Annotated in this window: 13 protein-coding genes; 6 read left to right on the forward strand and 7 right to left on the reverse strand. The window is 47.5% G+C overall.

Annotated elements, in window-relative coordinates; all coding sequences use genetic code 11:
* Positions 1–170: 170 nt before the first annotated feature.
* From I6E49_RS00005 to I6E49_RS00020, 4 genes are all read left to right on the forward strand, one after another.
* Positions 171–2,006, forward strand: a complete 1,836-nt coding sequence (locus I6E49_RS00005; protein WP_235399819.1) for an SLC13 family permease — start codon at positions 171–173, stop codon at positions 2,004–2,006.
* 60 nt (positions 2,007–2,066) lie between these two features.
* The gene (gene metA, locus I6E49_RS00010) at positions 2,067–2,984 is read left to right on the forward strand and encodes a homoserine O-acetyltransferase MetA (protein WP_235399820.1); all 918 of its coding nucleotides are present in this window, start codon (positions 2,067–2,069) and stop codon (positions 2,982–2,984) included.
* Positions 2,985–3,088: 104 nt separating this feature from the next.
* Complete coding sequence (locus I6E49_RS00015) at positions 3,089–5,038, forward strand: peptidase U32 family protein (RefSeq protein ID WP_235399821.1); 1,950 nt, start codon at positions 3,089–3,091, stop codon at positions 5,036–5,038.
* Between the two features lie 43 nt (positions 5,039–5,081).
* A complete protein-coding gene (locus I6E49_RS00020; protein ID WP_235399822.1) occupies positions 5,082–6,074 on the forward strand; it encodes a zinc ribbon domain-containing protein in 993 nt (330 codons plus the stop codon).
* An 11-nt stretch (positions 6,075–6,085) separates the two neighbouring features.
* Here I6E49_RS00020 and I6E49_RS00025 read toward each other — a convergent pair whose 3' ends face one another.
* The 7 genes from I6E49_RS00025 to I6E49_RS00055 all read right to left on the reverse strand — a co-directional run bounded on the left by I6E49_RS00025 (position 6,086) and on the right by I6E49_RS00055 (position 17,474).
* On the reverse strand, positions 6,086–6,538 hold the full coding sequence (locus I6E49_RS00025; RefSeq protein ID WP_235399823.1) for a YqaA family protein: 453 nt from the start codon (positions 6,536–6,538) through the stop codon (positions 6,086–6,088).
* Positions 6,523–7,455, reverse strand: coding sequence for a hypothetical protein (locus I6E49_RS00030; protein ID WP_235399824.1), 933 nt, complete (start codon positions 7,453–7,455; stop codon positions 6,523–6,525). Before I6E49_RS00030 ends, I6E49_RS00025 begins: the two co-directional genes overlap by 16 nt.
* A gap of 130 nt (positions 7,456–7,585) precedes the next feature.
* Positions 7,586–8,854: a phosphoribosylamine--glycine ligase gene (purD, locus tag I6E49_RS00035; RefSeq protein WP_235399825.1), complete on the reverse strand. Its 1,269-nt coding sequence runs from the start codon at positions 8,852–8,854 to the stop codon at positions 7,586–7,588.
* 141 nt (positions 8,855–8,995) lie between these two features.
* Positions 8,996–11,218, reverse strand: coding sequence for a S9 family peptidase (locus I6E49_RS00040; RefSeq protein WP_235399826.1), 2,223 nt, complete (start codon positions 11,216–11,218; stop codon positions 8,996–8,998).
* The gene (locus tag I6E49_RS00045) at positions 11,208–12,728 is read right to left on the reverse strand and encodes a THUMP domain-containing protein (RefSeq protein WP_235399827.1); all 1,521 of its coding nucleotides are present in this window, start codon (positions 12,726–12,728) and stop codon (positions 11,208–11,210) included. The genes I6E49_RS00040 and I6E49_RS00045 overlap by 11 nt, the downstream gene beginning before the upstream one ends.
* Positions 12,729–12,786: 58 nt before the next feature.
* Positions 12,787–13,698 carry a serine O-acetyltransferase gene (locus tag I6E49_RS00050; RefSeq protein WP_235399828.1) on the reverse strand — a complete coding sequence of 304 codons (912 nt, stop codon included), beginning with the start codon at positions 13,696–13,698 and terminating at the stop codon, positions 12,787–12,789.
* Positions 13,699–13,922: 224 nt separating this feature from the next.
* Entirely contained in the window at positions 13,923–17,474 is a 3,552-nt protein-coding gene (locus tag I6E49_RS00055; RefSeq protein WP_235399829.1) for a sensor histidine kinase, read from the reverse strand.
* A gap of 201 nt (positions 17,475–17,675) precedes the next feature.
* Here I6E49_RS00055 and yihA point away from each other — a divergent pair, with 201 nt between their 5' ends.
* Positions 17,676–18,284: a ribosome biogenesis GTP-binding protein YihA/YsxC gene (gene yihA / locus I6E49_RS00060; RefSeq protein ID WP_235399830.1), complete on the forward strand. Its 609-nt coding sequence runs from the start codon at positions 17,676–17,678 to the stop codon at positions 18,282–18,284.
* A 6-nt stretch (positions 18,285–18,290) separates the two neighbouring features.
* A complete protein-coding gene (locus I6E49_RS00065) occupies positions 18,291–20,066 on the forward strand; it encodes an ABC-F family ATP-binding cassette domain-containing protein (protein WP_235399831.1) in 1,776 nt (591 codons plus the stop codon).
* Positions 20,067–20,179: the final 113 nt, after the last annotated feature.

The raw sequence follows: 20,179 nt of genomic DNA on the forward strand, positions 1-20,179 counted from the left end.
CCTTGGCGTCTGTGGGTACGAACTTATTCGTGAATTATTCATATTTGTAAAATTAATTTTGAACAGTTACTTATTACTTTAGAATGGGATAATAAAAAACGCTTTCTTTTTTGTGTTTTCTTCGATTTGCGTTATCTTTGTAAACAAAAAGAAAAGATACAAAAGATCACATGACAACAACCATTATTATCTTAGTTCTTTCGGCTGTGTTCTTCGCCATGGGCAAAGTTCGTTCCGACCTCGTCGCATTGTGCGCCCTCGTCGCCCTACTGCTCACCGGAATACTCACTCCGCAGGAAGCCCTATCGGGATTCTCCAACTCGGTGGTGATAATGATGGTGGGACTGTTTGTTGTAGGAGGCGGCATCGTACAGACCGGACTCGCCAAGAAAGCTTCAGGTAAGTTGATGACATTGGCTGGCGACAACGAACTCTGCCTGTTTCTACTGTTGATGGTAGTGACAGCCGTGATTGGTGCTTTCGTAAGCAATACCGGAACCGTAGCCCTTATGATGCCTATAGTGGTTAGTCTGGCACAAAAAGCCAAGATGCGCGCCAGCCGTCTGCTTATGCCACTTGCCTTTGCCAGCAGTATGGGCGGTATGCTCACACTCATAGGTACCCCACCCAACCTTGTTATTCAGGAAACTCTGACCGAGAACGGTTTTGAGCCACTGAAGTTCTTCAGTTTTTTACCTGTAGGCATTGTGTGCATCATAGTAGGTATTGTAGTACTGCTACCCTTGAGCAAGCGGTTTCTCAATGGTGGTAAGCATCGTCAAGAGGACGAAGCTGGCAAGAAACGCGCCAAGTCGCTTGATGACCTTATGGAAGAATATAACCTGAAAGACAATCTGTCGGTATTTACTGTGGGAAAACTATCGATAGCCAACAACAAGACACTTGCAGAACTTGACATACACCATCGATACGGTCTTACAATACTTGAAGTACGTCGCATCAAACAGCCCCATTCCCCTTTGATGAAGGAAGTTGAGCAACGCCTTGCAGGTCCTGACACCAAGCTTGCTGAAGGCGACATAGTATACGTAAGTGGCGACCCCGAACAAGCTATGAGATTTGCTGTCGATATGAAACTCGGCAAGACAAGCGAGGAACTTGCTTTCTATGATATTGGTATTGCAGAAATAGTACTTATGCACAACTCCCGTTTGTGCGGAAAGACACTGAAGGAGACCGGTTTACGCCGATTGTATAACGTAAATGCTCTTGGCGTGCGTCGTGGTGAAAACTATATCACCGAAGGACTTGCAGACATGAGATTCCGTCAAGGTGACATAATTCTCATACAAGGCAAATGGAAGAACATCTCGCGTATAGCCGACGTCGCCGACGGCATAGTGGTGATGGGACAGCCATTGGAGGAGGCTTCTCGCGTGACTCTCGACTACAAGGCTCCACTTGCAGCTGCCATAATGCTGCTTATGATAATGACTATGGTGTTCGACTTCATCCCTGTAGCACCTGTCACAGCTGTTATGGTGGCTGGTCTGCTGATGGTCATTACTGGTTGTATACGCTCGGTAGAGGCAGCCTATAAAACGATAAATTGGGAGAGTATAGTGCTCATCGCTGCCATGTTGCCAATGTCGGTGGCTCTGGAAAAGACGGGAGCATCGGCAATGGTTGCAAGTCTGCTGGCCGACAACCTCGGACAGGCAAGCCCTTATGCCCTACTCGCCGGTGTCTACTTCACCACATCGCTTTTGACAATGTTCATCAGTAATACTGCTACTGCTGTTCTCATGTCTCCCATAGCCCTTACCTCGGCAGCAGCAATAGGCGTCAGTCCCTATCCCTTACTCTTTGCCGTAACATTAGGAGCGAGTATGTGCTTTGCATCGCCGTTCTCTACACCACCCAATGCACTCGTTATGCAGGCTGGCGGCTACTCGTTTATGGACTACATCAAGGTGGGACTGCCGCTGCAAATCATCATGGGACTGGTGATGATAGTAGTGTTGCCGCTGATTTTCCCGTTCTAAATCAAAATGAAGTGCAAATAATTGCGTAACTTTGCACGACGATATAAAATACAATAATATATGCCATTAAGATTACCAGATAAACTCCCCGCTATCGAACTCCTCAAGCAGGAGAACATATTCGTGATGGACAATTCGCGGGCCACGAGTCAGGATATTCGACCGCTTCGCATTGTAATACTCAATCTCATGCCGCTGAAGATAACGACCGAGACCGATCTCGTGCGTTTGCTTTCAAACACTCCGCTGCAGATGGAGATATACTTTATGAAGCTGAAGAGCCACACATCGAAAAACACTCCTATAGAACACATGATGTTGTTCTACAAAGACTTCGATGTACTCAAGAATGAGAAGTTTGACGGAATGATTATCACAGGTGCGCCTATAGAGCATCTGGAATTTGAAGACGTGGGCTATTGGGACGAAATAACGCGGGTTTTCGAGTGGGCAGACACGCACGTTACAAGTACTATGTACATTTGTTGGGCTGCACAAGCAGGACTTTACTATCATTATGGCGTCCCCAAACATCAACTGCCTAAGAAGAAGTTCGGCGTGTTCCGCCAATTTCCACTTACTCCGCAAATTCCGTTGTTCCGCGGATTCGACGACTCTTTCAATATGCCACACAGCCGCCACACAGAGGTACGACGCGAAGACATAGTGAAGCACCCTGAACTTAACATCATAGCAGAATCGCCCGAGAGTGGCGTTAGCATGGTAATGGCACGTGGCGGACGACAGATATTCGTCACTGGACACATGGAATACTCACCCTATACTCTCGATAGCGAGTACAGAAGAGATATGGGCAAACGCGACGATGTGGAAATGCCTAAAAACTACTACATCGGCGACGACCCGAGCCAGAAACCACATGTGACATGGAGGGCTCACGCCAATCTGCTGTTCAGCAACTGGATTAACTATTATATATATCAGGAAACTCCGTATAATATTGAGGAGATTGAATAAAACATAATAATCAAGTCTTACATTATAAGGCAAAAACAATAGCCCTGCTACTACTCCCCTCTCTACATGGTAGGGACTGTGGACAGGGCTTTTTACCATACTTTATGAATCAAAACAACAACTCTCTCCCTCGTCCAATTGAACTTCTTGCCCCTGCCAAGAATCTTGAGCAAGGCATTATCGCCATTGATCATGGGGCAGATGCCGTGTACATAGGAGCCAATGAATTCGGAGCACGACAAGCTGCAGGCAATAGTATAGATGACATTGCCGAACTTGCCAGATATGCCCACAAGTTCGGAGCACGTGTGTACGTGACAGTCAACACCATCGTCTACGAGCACGAACTGCCAAATGCCAAACAGCTGTTGCGGCATATCGTAAAGGCAGGTGTTGACGCTATTCTTGTACAGGATATGGCTGTGGTGGAGATGATGAGCGAGATAGCCTCAGAACCGGAAATGAAAGGACTGCATATGCCCGAACTGCATGCAAGCACACAGACCGACAATAGAACTGCCGAGAAGGCTGCATGGCTCACAAGCGTAGGGTTCAGTCGTGTAGTGCTGGCTCGTGAACTGTCGCTTGATGAAATACGCGAAGTACATAAAGCTGTACCACAGACCGAGCTTGAAGTGTTTGTGCATGGTGCCTTGTGCGTGAGCTATTCGGGAGCATGCTACGCCTCACACCATTGCTTCGGACGTAGCGCCAACCGTGGCGAATGTGCGCAGTTCTGCCGTCTAGCTTTCGACCTTAAGGACAGCCGAGGAGAAACCATACGCCGTGCAAGCCATCTGCTATCGCTTAAGGACATGATGCAACTTGACCGTCTGGAAGAAATCGTCAAAGCAGGAGCAACATCGCTGAAGATAGAAGGCCGACTGAAGGATGCTGCTTATGTGAAAAACGTGGTAGCAGCCTACAGCCAGCAACTCAACGAGATAATAGAGGCAAATCCAGAAAAGTACCGTCGCAGTTCCTGGGGCAAGGCTGAATATACATTCATACCTAATCTGGACAAGACCTTCAATCGAGGTTTTACTCACTACTTTCTCGATGGCCGACGCGACGACATTTCTTCGTTTGATACTCCGAAGGCAATGGGCGAATACGTAGGCTACGTAAAGGAAATAAGACGTGGCTCGTTCAACGTTGCCGGTACGGCAATGTTTGCCAATGGTGACGGCCTGTGTTTCTTCACACCCGACCGCAAGTTGCATGGTTTCCGTGTGAACCGTGTAGAGAACAACCGTCTCTTTCCGCTCTCAATGCCTGAAGAATTAAAGGCAGGTATGGCTCTCTACCGCAACAACGATATGGTGTTTGAACGGGCTATGCAGAGCAAGACTGCCGAGCGTAAACTGGCGCTCGATATGACAATAAGCGTTGATTGTGGCAAGATTGTACTCGAAGCAGTAGACGAGACAGGACGCAAGGCTTTCACCCCACTCGACGAACCGCTGCAAGATGCCCAGAAGCCACAAACCGACAACATCATACGCCAGCTCGAGAAACTGGGCAACACAATGTTCCGCCCTGGCAATATAAGATTGATGGGTGGCGTGGCAGGATTCTTCATCCCGTCAAGCAAGCTTGCTACGATGCGACGTGAGGTGCTGGCTCAGATTGAAGAACAGCCTATTGATACGGACGAGAATAAAGGCCGACAGAAACAGACTGCCTACGGCATCAACGATAATAATGCTGGTCACAAGCGTTATTTAGAAGCCGAAAAGATTGATGCAGCCAATGTGTCCAACCACCGAGCCGAAGCCTTCTACGAAGAACACGGTGTGAAGCACGCGGCTGCAGCATTTGAATTGACTGACGGAGCACGTTCTGGCGCAAAGACTTACGGTACGCCACGTGCCAACACTCCACTCATGACATGCCGCTACTGTCTGCGCTACGCCATGGGTTTCTGCGTAAAACGAGGTGGCAAGCAACCTACATGGAAAGAACCTCTTTTCCTTGAATCGACGGACGGCAGACAGGTACGCCTGACATTCAATTGCGCAAAATGCCAGATGGAAATTTACGCTACAGACTAACTTTTTTGCAGAAGAAAGAGACGAGAAATAAAAAAGCAAAGAAATGACGAGAACCAGATTGATTATAGCAATGATTGTCGGACTGATGACCTTGTCTGGGTGCTACCACACAAAGACAAGGCATCACGATGCGTACACAACAACCAATACTATGGACTATGCAGACAGTTCGTTCTATAGTACTCATCATTACGCTCAGAACTATAACTTCGTGGTGAAGAGCGATACTTTGTCGTTGCTACGCCAGCAGCCAGAGGAGAAACTCAACGGACTGCACACCGACTCTTTCCTCGTAAAAAAAGGCGACCATCTGGTAGTTGTCGACATACGATTGCTTAAGGATGATCCTGCGGACTCTGTATGGATACAACTGGCGCGCGATCAATATACATTCGGATGGATACACGAGAGCCGGCTAATGCCCTCTGTTGTGCCGGACGATCCGATATCTCAATTCATATCTACATTCTCCGACAAGCACCTGCTCGTGTTTCTTATCATTATAAGCGTAATTGCCATAAGCTATCTGACGTATAGCATCAAGCAGAAACACGTAAAGGCAGTACATTTCAACGACATAAACTCGTTCTATCCCACTTTGCTCGCGTTGACCGTGGCAATGGCAGCCACGTTCTATTCAAGTATACAACTGTTTGCACCCGATGTGTGGCGCCATTTCTATTTCCACCCATCGCTCAATCCTTTCTCCTTGCCTCCGATACTCGCCATTTTCATAGCTTCGGTATGGGCAATGATAGTGATGGCAATAGCAACAATAGATGATGTCTATCACAAGTTGCCATTCGCCCACGCCACATTATATATGTGCGGTCTTGGTGCTGTATGTGCTGCTAACTATATCATATTCAGCGTGAGCACACTATATTATATAGGATACGTATTGCTCGTAGCTTATATGGCAATTGGCATACGACGATATGCCAAGAACAATTATTACCCTTATGTCTGTGGCAACTGCGGAGCAAGACTTCGACATAAGGGTGTATGCGACAATTGCGGAGCTATAAACTCCTAATAGATGAGAGGCTAAATAAATAGTGACGCACCAAAAACAAGAACGGCATAACGCAGGAATTTGCCTAAGCTAATGCTGATGAGTGAGATGACTACATTGGCACGCATCAATCCGAGTGCTATCGTTATGGCACTTCCAAGCAATGGCAGAAAGGCAAAGAATCCCATCCATGCACCTCGACCTGCCATAAACCGCTCAGCCTTTTCGATACTCTCAGGGCTGACGTGCAGATAACGCTCAATCCATGCAAGATTGCCCATTCTACCTACACAATAATTAAATACCGAACCCAAGATGTTGCCTATAGTACCATAGACAACGAGCCATACGGGATTCAAGCCTGCTGCCTGTAAAGCCAGCATCACAGCCTCGCTGCTGAAAGGAAAGAAGCTGCCCGCAAGAAATGCGGCAGCAAGCATACCCCAATAGCCCCAATCTATCAGAAAACTCAGAACTGTATCCATACATTACAAACAGTAAGGGCAAGTGTAGCCACAAGCATAAAACAGAAAATGAGATTTGTAATCAGCGAATTGGTAAGCGATATGAAATGACCTATAAGGGGTGAAGCACTCACAATAAGCATAGCAAGGAGGAAGTGCATGTTGGTAGGCTGAAGAATCATGAATATCATAGTGAATATTATCATCACCGAAAAGAAGTCGAACAGCATACGTGTACGTATCTTGTCACGATAGTTGTTGAGACGGAAATTGATCATTCCGACTACGGCTAAAAGAGCAATGAATACTATGGTAACAATTTGCACCAGAGGGATGTCAAGCCATACCGACTGTGAATCAAAGTCAAGAAGTGCTGTAAAATGATCGCCTATCAGAGAAATCTGGTCGGAAAAGGCATAATAGCCAGTTGCAAACCAATACGGAAGCAACAAACCCAACAAAGACGCTACATAGACACGTGCGCAACCATTCATGATGTTCGTTGCCATCAAAACCCATATTACAGGTATAAAAAACAATATCTGTACATAGTAGATGCTGGCAATGCCAAGCATGGCAAAAGCATAGAACACCCTGCCTACCGAGGCACGACTCTGGTAGGTAGTGAAAAGAAACAGATAGAAAGCAATGAAGCACGTCTGTACAATGCCACACTTAATGTCAACAAACAGAAAGTAAGCCATTACAGCCAATACTATGAATGAACACGACACCATACGACTGTAGATGCGTATCAAGGCATTGGAGTTGTTGAGCTCCATCATTAAAAATGCAGAAACGACGAGCAGAGCAAATTGTATCCACATATGCTCACCCAGCAATCCGCCCAACAAACATACGATAAAAGCATACACGCCCGTTGCTGGCAGCGAGATGCGGCTCTCGGCAACACGATTCTGAAATCTCTTTCTTCTCATTCCTTATTATACTATATAAAATAGCTCGTTTATAATAAATAAAAAAGCCCCACCCCATGTCATTATTATTGACACTTTGCACTCTTCATCGCAAGGAAGAAGGGCATGGGGCGAGGCTGAAAAATATTCTTTACAGGTCCTGACCTATATCACGACGGAAGTACTTGCCTTCGTACTCTATCTTCTGAGCCTCGGCAAACGACTTGGCAAGAGCCTCGTCCTTATCCTTACCATATGAACTAACGGCAATAACACGTCCACCATTGGTCACTACGTTGCCATCCTTCATGGCTGTGCCCGAATGGAATACCACAGAACCTTCTATCTTTTCAAGACCATTAATCACGTAGCCTTTCTGATAAGCTTCAGGATAACCACCGCTAACAAGCATTACGCAGACAGCAGCACGTGGGTCGAATTCAATAGAACGCTTGTCAAGGTCGCCAGCGGCAACACCCTCAAAGAGGTCAACAATATCACTCTTAAGGCGCAGCATTACGCTCTCGGTCTCCGGGTCGCCCATTCGGCAGTTGTACTCGATGACCATCGGCTCGCCCTCAACATTGATGAGTCCGAAGAAGATAAAGCCCTTATAGTCGATACCTTCCTCAGCCAAGCCTTCAACGGTAGGACGAATGATGCGCTCGTCAACCTTCTTCATCCATGCCTCATCGGCAAAAGGAACTGGCGTAACGCTACCCATACCTCCGGTATTCAATCCCGTATCGTGCTCGCCAATACGCTTGTAGTCCTTTGCCTCTGGAAGAATCTTGTAGTTCTTGCCATCGGTAAGAACGAATACCGAGCACTCAATACCGCTAAGGAATTCCTCGATGACTACACGTGCTGAAGCATTGCCGAACATACCGCCAAGCATGTCCTTGAGTTCCTTCTTTGCCTCCTCAAGAGTAGGTACGATAAGTACACCCTTACCGGCGCACAGTCCATCGGCCTTGAGTACATAAGGAGCCTTGAGTGTTTCCAAGAACTTGAGTCCCTCTTCGAGTGTAGTACCGTCGAAAGTTTCATACTTGGCTGTGGGGATGTTGTGACGCTTCATAAAGCGCTTGGCAAAATCCTTGCTTCCCTCAAGTACAGCACCTGCCTTAGAAGGGCCTATTACGGGAATGTTTTTGGTACGCTCGTCGTCGCGGAAATTATCATATACTCCCTTTACCAACGGATCTTCCGGGCCAACAACAACCATGTCAATATTATTCTCGACACAGAATTGCTTAAGAGCCTCAAAATCATCAGCTTTGATAGCCACATTCTCTCCTACAGCAGCCGTTCCGGCATTGCCAGGAGCTATGAACAGCTTCTCACACTTGTCGCTCTGTACTATCTTCCATGCAAGGGCGTGCTCACGGCCGCCGCTTCCCAACAAAAGAATTTTCATCTCTATAATGTTTAATTATTTATTATTAATGTTTAATTGGGGTGCCGACTTACAATATAAAATGTTTAGTGTCTAATGTCGATTGTTAGATTAATATTAAACTCTCAACAATTAAAACATTAAACACTAAACATTAGATATTTACTTCAAGAAGTCGAAGAAATACTGACTGATACGCTCGTGCAGATGCGTGCTCTGATGTCCGCGCATGTTGTGCGGCTCGCCCGGATAAACGAAGAAGTCGGGTTGTGTGCCAGCTGCGATACAAGCCTTGAGGAAAGTAAGGCAATGCTGTGGCACAACTGTTACATCGTTGTAGCCGGTAATAATCTGCAGACGGCCTTTGAGGTCTTTGGCCTTATAGAGCAACGAGGTCTTCTTATAGCCTTCAGGATTGGTCTGCGGAGTGTCCATATAGCGCTCGCCGTACATCACCTCATACCAGTGCCAGTCGATAACCGGACCACCGGCTACGCCTACCTTGAACACATCAGGATAGTTGGTCATAAGTGAGATGGTCATGAATCCGCCAAAGCTCCAGCCGTGTACACCGATACGATCGGCGTCTACATAAGGAAGACTCTTAAGATATTCTACACCCTTCATCTGGTCCTTCATCTCTTCCTGACCAAGCTGACGGAATGTAGCCTGCTCAAACTCCTTGCCACGGTTTTCCGATCCTCGGTTGTCAAGGATAAAGAGCAGATAGCCCTTGCTTGCCATATAAGTCTCCCAGCCACGTGAACCGTAATGATAGCTTGCATCAACATTATGAGCATGAGGGCCACCATATACATATATAATAGTAGGATACTTCTTGTTTGGGTCGAAGTTAGTAGGCTTAACCATACGCCAGTAGAGGTCGGTCTGACCGTCGGCTGCCTTCACAGTACCACAGCTGTATTCAGGCACGTTGTATCCCTTCCATGGATCTTCAGCCTTGAAATAGCTCAGACGCTTGCCGTTTTCTGTATTGACAATGGCAATGTTACGAGGAACAGTAGGTGTTGTGTAACGGTCGAATATGTACTTTCCGCTTGTGCTAAGTGTGGCTGTGTGCCATCCCTTGCCGCCCTCGTCCATAAGAGTACGCTTGCCGTTGCGAGTGTCTACGACAAAGATGTTGCGCTGTATCGGGCTAAGCTCGTTAGATGCTATGACAACACTCTTGCGCTTGGCGTTGAAGCCCAGCACCTCAAGTACAACCCACTTGCCTGAAGTGAGCTGCTTGATTTCGAGCGACTCAGTATTGTGAGCCATACGGCTGCCGTGCTTGCCGAGTGTGCAGAGATAGAGATGATTGTAGCCATCCTTCTGGCTCTGCATAAGGAACTTGGTGTTGTCCCACGGCAAGAACATGATAGGATGTTGAGGTTCGACATACTTCTCGTCGGTCTCGCGATAGAGTTCGCCTGTCTTCTCGCCGGTAGTAGCATCATAGCTTACAAGACGGCAGTCGTTCTGGTCGCGGTTGAGTTCGAACATATATATTGTCTTGTCGTCGGGACTCCATGCGATGTTAGTAAAATAACGGTCGGTAGGGTCGCCTGCCTTAAGATACACGGTATTGCCAGTCTTAGTGTCGAATACGCCTACAGTAACCTTGTGCGAGGTCTCACCCGTCATAGGATACTTATCGGGAGCGGCTTTGGCACAGCAAGTCTGTGTCTCGGGATGCTTGAAATAATCAATCTCGGGAATGTCTACCTGCGGATAATCAGTCACCATCGACTGATCCATGCGGTAGAAAGCCAGTTTGGTACCGCTGTTGCTGAAGTAAGTGCCTTTGTGAATGCCGAACTCATCACGGTGAACGCTCTGTCCGTAAACAATCTCACGTGAACCGTCCTTAGACAGCTGCCACTCCTTTGTGCCAAGACGCATGAAGAGGTTGTTGTCACGAAGGACAGCCATAGCCCCGCTCTTATAGTTCATTTCGAGAACATTGTCGTCCTCGCCTATCTCATGGCTGCTTACAAGGCTGTGCTTCTTGAAGTCGACAACATAAATCTTGCTGCCATTGCCCAACACAACTTCCGGGCGGTCGGCATTGGGGAACTGGCCATTGTAGAGCGAACGCACCTTGATGTCCTTGGTGTTAGAAATCCATTGGTTGATTTCATTTACCGAGAACAGCTTAGTCTCCTTGCCGGTCGATTTGTCTACCAGGTAACATTCGGAAGCGTCCTGACGCACAAGCTGGTCGCCCCACCATGTACAATAGCGGTTCTTGGGCACCATGTTGTGGAAGTTCTTGCCACCGAAGTTCAGGTCTTCAAGTGTAAACTCCTTCTGCTGCTGAGCACTCACAGTCAAGGAGGCAAACAGCCCGAATAACAATGTTGACAGATACTTAATCTTCATTATCAAATCTTTTTTTATTGAAACCTTTGCCACCCTTACGGTCGCTCTTAAATCCTTTGCCAAACGACTTTTCGCCATCGCGTCCACGTCCGAAGGCTCTGTCATCGTCGCGACTGCGTCCAAATGACTTGCCTCCACGTTTGCCGAACGACTTGTCGTCTTCACGGTCGAAACGCTTGCCACCGCCACGACGGTCGTCATTGTCCTTGCGGCGCTCCATTGAGCGGAACTTGAACGAGCGGATGTCGGCTTCTGCATTCTCCTCGTCCTCATCAAGACGCTTCTTGAACTCACGGTTCTTCTTGAAACGATGCTTTTCGGCCATCTGTCGCTTTTCCTCTTCGGTCTTTACGATGCCGCCTTCCTGACGGAAATCCTTCATGGTGCCGTCGAAGATGCTATACTTGCGGAACTCGCACTCCAACGATCCGTTGTAAACGGGAATCTTGATAGAAGGCTTCAATCCTATAGCCTCGAAGCACTCCTGGCGATAGCTAAGCACCCAAGCCTCATTACCCATAAAGGCATGCTTCAGTCGCTCGCCAATCATCTTGTAGGTGTTGAGCAGGTTGGGTGTAGAGATACGCTCGCCGTACGGAGGATTGACCACGATGATGCTCTTCTCTGCGGGTTTTGTGAAATCCTTGAAGTCGGCGCAGTCGATAGTAATGTCGTTGGTAAGACCGGCGGCACGCACATTCAAGCGGGCTGTATTGACAGCCTTCATATCGATGTCGTATCCGTAAATATGGTGTGTGAACTCACGTTCCTGAGAGTCGTCGTTGTAGATGGTGTCGAAAAGTTCAGCATCATAATCGGGCCACTTCTCGAATGCAAATTCCTTGCGGAACACGCCCGGACTCATGTTGTGGGCAATAAGGGCAGCCTCTATGGCAAGTGTACCTGAGCCACACATTGGGTCGATGAAGTCGGTCTCGCCTTGCCATCCGGTCATAAGAATCATACCAGCAGCAAGAACCTCATTGAGCGGAGCCTCTACCGACTCCTGGCGATAGCCACGACGATGAAGCGATTCGCCACTTGAATCGAGCGATAATGTGGCAGCAGTCTCGGCAATATGGATGTTGAGACGGATGTCGGGATTGCTTACTGAGATATTAGGACGGGTGCCTGTCTTCTCACGGAACTGGTCGACTATAGCGTCCTTCACCTTATATGTGACGAAACGCGAGTTACGGAACTCCTCAGAGTATACTACAGAGTCAACCGAGAACGTCTTTCCTTTCTCGATGTACTGGCTCCAGTCTATCTTCTTGATTTCTTCATACACATCATCAGCCGAAGCTGCCTTAAACTTGGCGATAGGCTTAAGAATACGTATGGCTGTGTGAAGTTGGAAATTGGCACGATACATCATCTCCTTGTCGCCGGTAAACGAAACCATTCGACGGCCTATTTCCACATTGTTGGCACCCAATTGGGTGAGTTCTTTTGCCAGGACGGGCTCAAGCCCCATAAATGTCTTGGCAATAAGTTCAAATTCATTCATTTTTATCTCGATAATATTTTATTGTTTCTTACAATTGTTATTTATCAGTTTTTGCTTGTCATTTAGTTTGGTTTTCATTGGGTTGTCTGCCATTGGCTACAATATGATTGGGTTTGACATCTTCGGTCACCCACATATTTGCCCCTATTATACAGCCGTCGCCTATGGTGACGCGTCCCAATATTGTGGCATTGGCGTATATTATTACATCGTTGCCGATGATAGGATGGCGTGGTATTCCCTTTATCGGATTGCCATTGCTGTCAAGCGGGAAGCTCTTGGCTCCAAGCGTTACACCCTGGTATATCTTCACATTGTTGCCGATGACACATGTTGCGCCTATCACTACGCCCGTACCATGGTCGATTGTGAAGTATTTGCCTATAGATGCTTGTGGATGGATGTCGATGCCGGTTTCCGAATGTGCCATTTCTGTCAGCATGCGCGGAATCAGCGGCACGCCCAATATGAAAAGTTCGTGGGCGATACGATAGTTTGCAAGAGCCTTGATGATGGGATAACAAGCTATTACTTCGCCTGTATTGCAGGCCGCGGGGTCGCCATTATATGCAGCTACAACATCTGTGCTCAGTATTTCGCGTATGGTTGGCAAGCGTCTGATCATCTCTGTTGCAACCTCCTTGGCATGTTCTTTAAGACTGTCTGTGGGAATATCCGAATCGGTATCCAGAAAACATAGTCCTGCCAGAATCTGTTCTTTCAGAAGCTGGTACAGACGCTCTATGGAAACACCGATATGAAAGGGAAGCGTGTCGGCATTGACACACGAATTTCCATAATATCCAGGAAACAATATCGCTCTCGACAAGGATACGATTTCCTCAAGAATGGCTCCCGAAGGCAACGGACAATTGTCTTTATGTGAATGAAACATCCCCTTGCAAGAGTCGGGAGACGCAAGACATTCTACCATCGAAGCCAAAAATTGTGTCAAGTTCTTGTTAACCATCAGTTGATTTGAGTATAATTTTTATTATAGAAATTATGGTTACAAAATTAGCAATAAAAATCCACATCGACAGCCATTTTCCCGTTTTTTATTGAGCTCACTCTAAATTTGAAGTAATGAGCCACAATAATCCCCTGCCGAATAGGATATTTTTTCCTCGTGAGAGAATAAAAAAAGGCGTTCGTCCGATATTACGGGTGATAAGACCAGAATGTGACATTTTGTCATTTCGTCATTTTGACTTTCTCCAATATTGTTTGCGGAACGAACATCCTTATCACGAGTTTGGCGCCGGCATCATAATAAGCCTGTATTCCGCTTCCACGCATACCTGTAAAGTCGCCTATGTCACGCATAATCTGGCAACATACGAGATAGTCGAAATCGTCGGTATATGGTGTGAATAGTTTATGGCTGTCTGGTCTTGTGGCGCACTTGTCCAATGTCATGGTCAGTATAGCATAGGAATTGCCATAGGATGAGACGGCACAGCCGGGGGCAACGCCGCCATTTTTACGCTTGATTATGGCAAACATATAATTCATCATCGTCAGAATTTCGTCCGCCGAACCTATGCGATACTGTGTGTGTACGGTCTGATTGATAAGGGCCATGTAGAGCATACGATAGTAGAGGGCAAGTTCGCGCAGGGAGACAATCCCTTCGGCTGTCAATTCGCCGTTGTCGAGCACCTGTCTGATTCTTGACGGATAATACATCGTCTCGTGCTTCAGCGACGACAGGCAGTTGTCTACCACGCTATTTGAAACGTACAAACGGTCGCACTCCATGGTCTGACGGCGCAACTGGTCCCTTACGATTTCCAATTGCACTTGCATTTCTTTCTCGCGATTCAAGTCAGACGACACGCTGTTACGTATGGCTTTCACTACGTCATGCAACTCCTTGGGCCGACGGTCGGCCATGCGTTTCGATAGCTTTGTTTCAGTACTTTCAGGCCACAGCGCGTCAATACGATTTAGTTTCTCCTCTGACGGCATTGTATCGTCGAGCAGCACTCGGTTTATATCAGCAATCTTGCCTATGCAGAGCCGATAATACACACGATGACGGTAATAGAGCAGATAGTAAGCGGGGAATATGCTCACAAACATTACTATGAGCATTATCATAGCCACACTTCGGTTGCTTTCTGCCTGCTGCATAGTTCTCACGTACGTTGCGATTGTATTGTCGGCACTACAATCGCGGAACAGCTGGATGTAAACGGCGTTGTTGTACGAATAAAGGCTCCAGTTGCGCAGAGCCAAAGCAGCCACAGCCGTCTCATTACGAACGTCGAGAATAGTACCGTAATCGGCTTTCACACTATCGCGAAACCATTGCAGTTCGGCTGCGATGGCAGGGTAATCGCCGTTGAGCGTCATCAGTCTGTTTCTTCGGGATGCGTTCGGGATGCGTTCGGGATACAGTTTGTTGAGCAGGCAGATGCAGCTGTCGGCAAATATAATAGTACGCTCATACTGCCCATTGATGTTGCAGTTGTAGGCGCTATCGGCATAAGCTCTGGCTTTGGCTTCCATCGCTGTGACATTAGTCAAATGTCCGGTTGAAGCAGCAATTGTAACGCATTGATACACAAGCATTGCGACAATAGTCAATACACGATGTATGCCTTTGGGCAGACGGAAGAAGAAGCGGCTACCCTTCCCTGCTTCGCTCTCTGCCGAAATAGAGCATACGCTGAATATAGAGCTGGTTTTGCGATACTTGTCGATGATGCCTTTGCAGTTGATTAGTCCGAATCCATGTCCGCCTTCCGCCTTTACGTTGCTTGAGTCCTTTATGATTTTTCGGGTGAACAGACCATCCAACTGTTCCTTTGCCATTCCGCTACCGTTGTCGGCTATTGATATTTCCACATAGTCGTCAGTTTCTTCTGCCGAAACCTTCACCTCGCCGCCTTGTGGAGTGTAGCGACGTGCATTTTCGGCAATGGTATTCACCATGAACAAAGTAAGCACGGGGTCGGCTTTCACTACCGTATCGTTATCCTCGACATGGAGAGTTATTCCATGGCGCTTATAGTCGGATGCGTTTCGTCTGATTACGTCGAATATATCCTTTAGCATGAAACTCTTTATGTTAAGCTGCAGTCCGCCTTGCTTCAGGCGTATCCACTTTGTAAGTTGCTGGTTGCACTCGGCGATAGAGTCGACCAGTTGGCCTGCATAAGCGAGATGTTCGTTGCGTGACTCAGGAGTACATTTGCCTGCCGTCAATACGTCAAACTCACGAGTCAACCGATTGATAAGCGGGATTACGCTCGATGCAATCAATATCTTGGTGCGTTGCTCCACGCTTATCTCGCCATAGTGTTCTTTCTGGCTTTTCTTGACATTCGTCTCGTCTTCTATCTCTTCTATTTCCTCCTGTTTCTCCTCATACTTAGCCTCACACTTCTGCTTCCATTCGTCCAAAGGTGCCAGCAAACGGTCGGTAGACACCATTCTGCGTTGCTTGTGACGCTGGTAACCAAAATACGACAGCAGTCCTATGATGATGGCTATCAGCACCATCACAGCCACAATCATAAAGTCGAGCTGGCGTAACGAGACCGATAACTGCTCGGCTCGTGCCTCAAGCTGGCGGTCCTGTCGGGTGCGTTCCTGAAGGTCAAGATATATGTTGCGATTGTAGTCGCTACGGGGCTTGTCGCCCATGGCCGAGCACACTATCGACATTTGTTCGCGTATGGAGGCCACAAGGTCGGGGGCGGCATTTATTGCCGTGTCCTTCTCCAGAGCGTTGGTTAGACAGGCATAAGCCGAGTTGTAGTCGCCTATATTACGATAGGACATAGAAAGCGTACGCCATGCTCCAGCCGTCTGATACACGTCGCCATAAGCCTCGAAAAGCGACAACGCCCGTTGTGCCAGATTGCCAGACAGCAGACTGTCTGGCATTTGGTCGACATTTATAAAGTCGATTTCCTGCATATTGTCGGCTGTCAAGCGCTGTCGGTCGTCGTCATTCTGCAGATGTTCGCTAATGGCCTGCAAGGAATTGGCCTCCCAGTACTGGTACCGATACTGTCGCGACAACAGATAGCACCTCATAAGATTGTCGAATTCGGCTTGTACCACTCGCTCATGAGTCTTGCCCGAAAGTATTCCCCCAGAGCCAACATTGTAATAATAAGCCAGCAGCTGGGCAGTATCTCTCACCACTTCGCCACCTGCATCTATCGCCATCAAGGCTTCGGTAGACAGGCGCAGCTGCCCCAAGTAATAAAGATAAGCCGAATAGACTATGGCATACTCGCTACGGGCATAGACAAGTCGGGCACGCTGGCGCTCGTCAAGCAACTCTTCGTCCTCGTTCAAACGCTTCAGACAACCTTGTGCATGCTGCAGATAATGATAGAAATTCTTGTTTTCCGACCTGCGCTGGCAAAGGCGCATAAGCTGAACGTCACATACGAGCTGTTCTATCTGATTGTCAGTCTGTTCGGGAATGCTTGTAAGAATCTTGAACGCCTTGGCGTATTTCATACGGGCTATCTCTACAAACGCCAGATTGTTCATCGCCTCTGCACGTCCGTCGCCATAATTATGCGAGTGTTCGAATGCGCGTTTGGCGTACACTTGTGTAGAGTCAAGATTTCTGTAGTGATAGCTGTACGAAATATCGTTCAGCCTGTCTACCTCAGCACGATTGCTTGTGTCGTAGCAAGCCACAGCCAGCAAGACAATTATTGCAAATGGCAATATCATCAGAAGATTATGAATATGTTTGTAGGGTATTATCTGCATCTGTGTTAGTTGTTAAAGAGAAGCGTAAGTTGTTATAAACAAGTGTTCTTGACCATGGTCAGTTAATGCAAATTTAACTATAAAAATCGGAAATGACATTGTCTGAATACATAAAAAATACGGTTTCCAATATGTACGCCACGGAAATTGGGCTTTTTTTATTAATTTTGCACGATAGAACACAATAAAGACATTATTATTATGGATATAAAGAAATCGGAATTTACAATATCAGCAGCTACAGTAAGCCAATGTCCTAAGGACACAAAGCCCGAATTCGCCTTCATCGGCCGTTCCAACGTTGGCAAGTCGAGCCTTATCAATATGCTCTGCAATCACAAGGGACTTGCCAAGACTTCGGCCACCCCAGGCAAGACGCTGCTCATCAATCATTTCGTAATCAACAACGACTGGTATCTTGTAGACCTTCCTGGCTACGGATTTGCCAAGCGCTCGAAGACTGTGCAGAAGAAACTCGACCAAATGATAACGTCGTATATCCTTCAGCGTGAACAGCTTATCAATACATTTGTGCTCATAGACATACGCCACGACCCGATGAAGATTGACACCGATTTCATCAACTGGCTGGGCGAAAGCTCTGTGCCATTTGCCATAATCTTCACCAAGGCCGACAAACTCGGACCGGTCAAGGCCAAGCAGAATGCCGCCAAATGGATGAACTCACTCAAAGAGCAATGGGAAGAACTGCCACCTTATTTCATTACAAGTTCGGAGAAGAAGACCGGACGTGACGAGGTGCTTACTTACATCGAGGATATTCTGAAATCACTTAAGGAGGGAGAATAACTGAAAATGACACCATTACTTGACGTTCAAAATGTATCGAAGGCTTTCGGGGCACATGTGCTGTTCGAGAACATCTCGTTTTCGATAGGCGAAGGCCAGCACGTAGGACTCATAGCCAAGAACGGTACGGGCAAGACTACACTCCTCTCGCTCCTCTCGGGCAAGGAATCGGTTGATTCGGGCAGCATCATATATCGCAAGGATATACGTGTGGGATTTCTTGAGCAGCAGCCCAAGTTCGACCCTGAAGAGTCGGTACTCGACGCTTGCTTCAACCACAACGGCGACCCTGACAAGATACTCAAGGCCAAACAGATACTTACGCAGCTGCGCATTACCGACCTCAATCAGCCTATGGGCCAATTGAGCGGCGGACAGCAGAAGCGCATAGCTCTTGCCAATGTGCTCATAACCGAGCCCGACCTGCTCATACTCGACGAGCCGACCAATCACCTCGACCTTGAGATGATAGAATGGCTCGAAGGCTACCTCTCAAGAGGCAACAAGACGCTGCTGATGGTTACGCACGACCGATACTTCCTCGACCGCGTGTGCAACTTGATTCTCGAACTCGACAACCACACCATATATGCCTATCGCGGCAATTTCCGCTACTATATGGAAAAGCGACAGGAGCGTATTGACACCACACGTGCCGAAATAGAACGTGCCAACAATCTGTATCGACGCGAACTGGAATGGATGCGCCGACAGCCTCAGGCACGTGGACACAAGGCCCGTTATCGCGAGGAGGCTTTCTACGACCTTGAAGCCAAGGCAAAGCAGCGCATGGAAGAACGGCAGATGCGACTCAAGTCGAAGAATGTGTACATCGGCTCCAAGATATTCGAGTGCCAATATGTATCTAAGGCTTTCGACGAGAAGGTCATACTGAAAGACTTCTACTACAACTTCCAGCGCTTCGAGAAGATGGGTATCGTAGGCAACAACGGTACAGGAAAATCCACCTTCATCAAGATGCTGCTCGGCGAGACAGAACCCGACAGCGGACAGTTTGACATAGGCGACACGGTAAGGTTCGGCTATTTCTCGCAGGACGGCATGAAGTTCAACGACCAGCAACGCGTAATAGACGTAATATCTGACATAGCCGAATATGTCGACTATGGTGGAGGCAAGCATATCACGGCAGGACAGTTGCTACAACACTTCCTCTTCACCCCCGAGCAGCAATACGACTATGTGTACAAACTGTCGGGTGGCGAGCGCCGAAAGCTCTATCTGTGTACAGTACTGATGCGCAACCCCAACTTCCTCGTACTCGACGAGCCTACCAACGACCTCGACATACAGACGCTGGAGGTGCTGGAGGAGTATCTGCAGGACTTCCCTGGATGCGTCATCATAGTGTCGCACGACCGATTCTTTATGGACAAGATTGTCGACCACCTGCTCGTATTCCGTGGCAACGGCGAGATAAAGGACTTTCCTGGCAATTATACCCAGTTCCGCGAATGGGAGTCGTTAAAGCCCAAGGCCGAAGCAGCCGACAAGCCTAACGCCACCTCAGAGAAGAAGGAGAAAAGAGAGTTTGTAGGCGAGCAACGACGCAAAAAGACGTATAAGGAGAAGTGCGAATTCGAGTGCCTTGAGAAGGAAATTGCGGCACTTGAACAAGAGCAGAAGGCGATAGAAGAAGAACTTTGCAGCGGAACGTTATCGATAGAACTGCTTACCGAGAAAAGCAAACGCCTGCCTATCGTAAAAGAAAACCTCGAAGAAAAGGAAATGAGGTGGCTCGAATTGTCTGAAATAGACTAATCGATGCGCTTTTTTCAGAATTATTAAAAATAAAAGTGCTTAAAGATTAACGCATATAAATATTTTTGTGTAAGTTTGCAGTTGTTACCAATAACCTAACGAGATTACACATT

It is taken from the genome of Leyella stercorea (assembly GCF_021531655.1).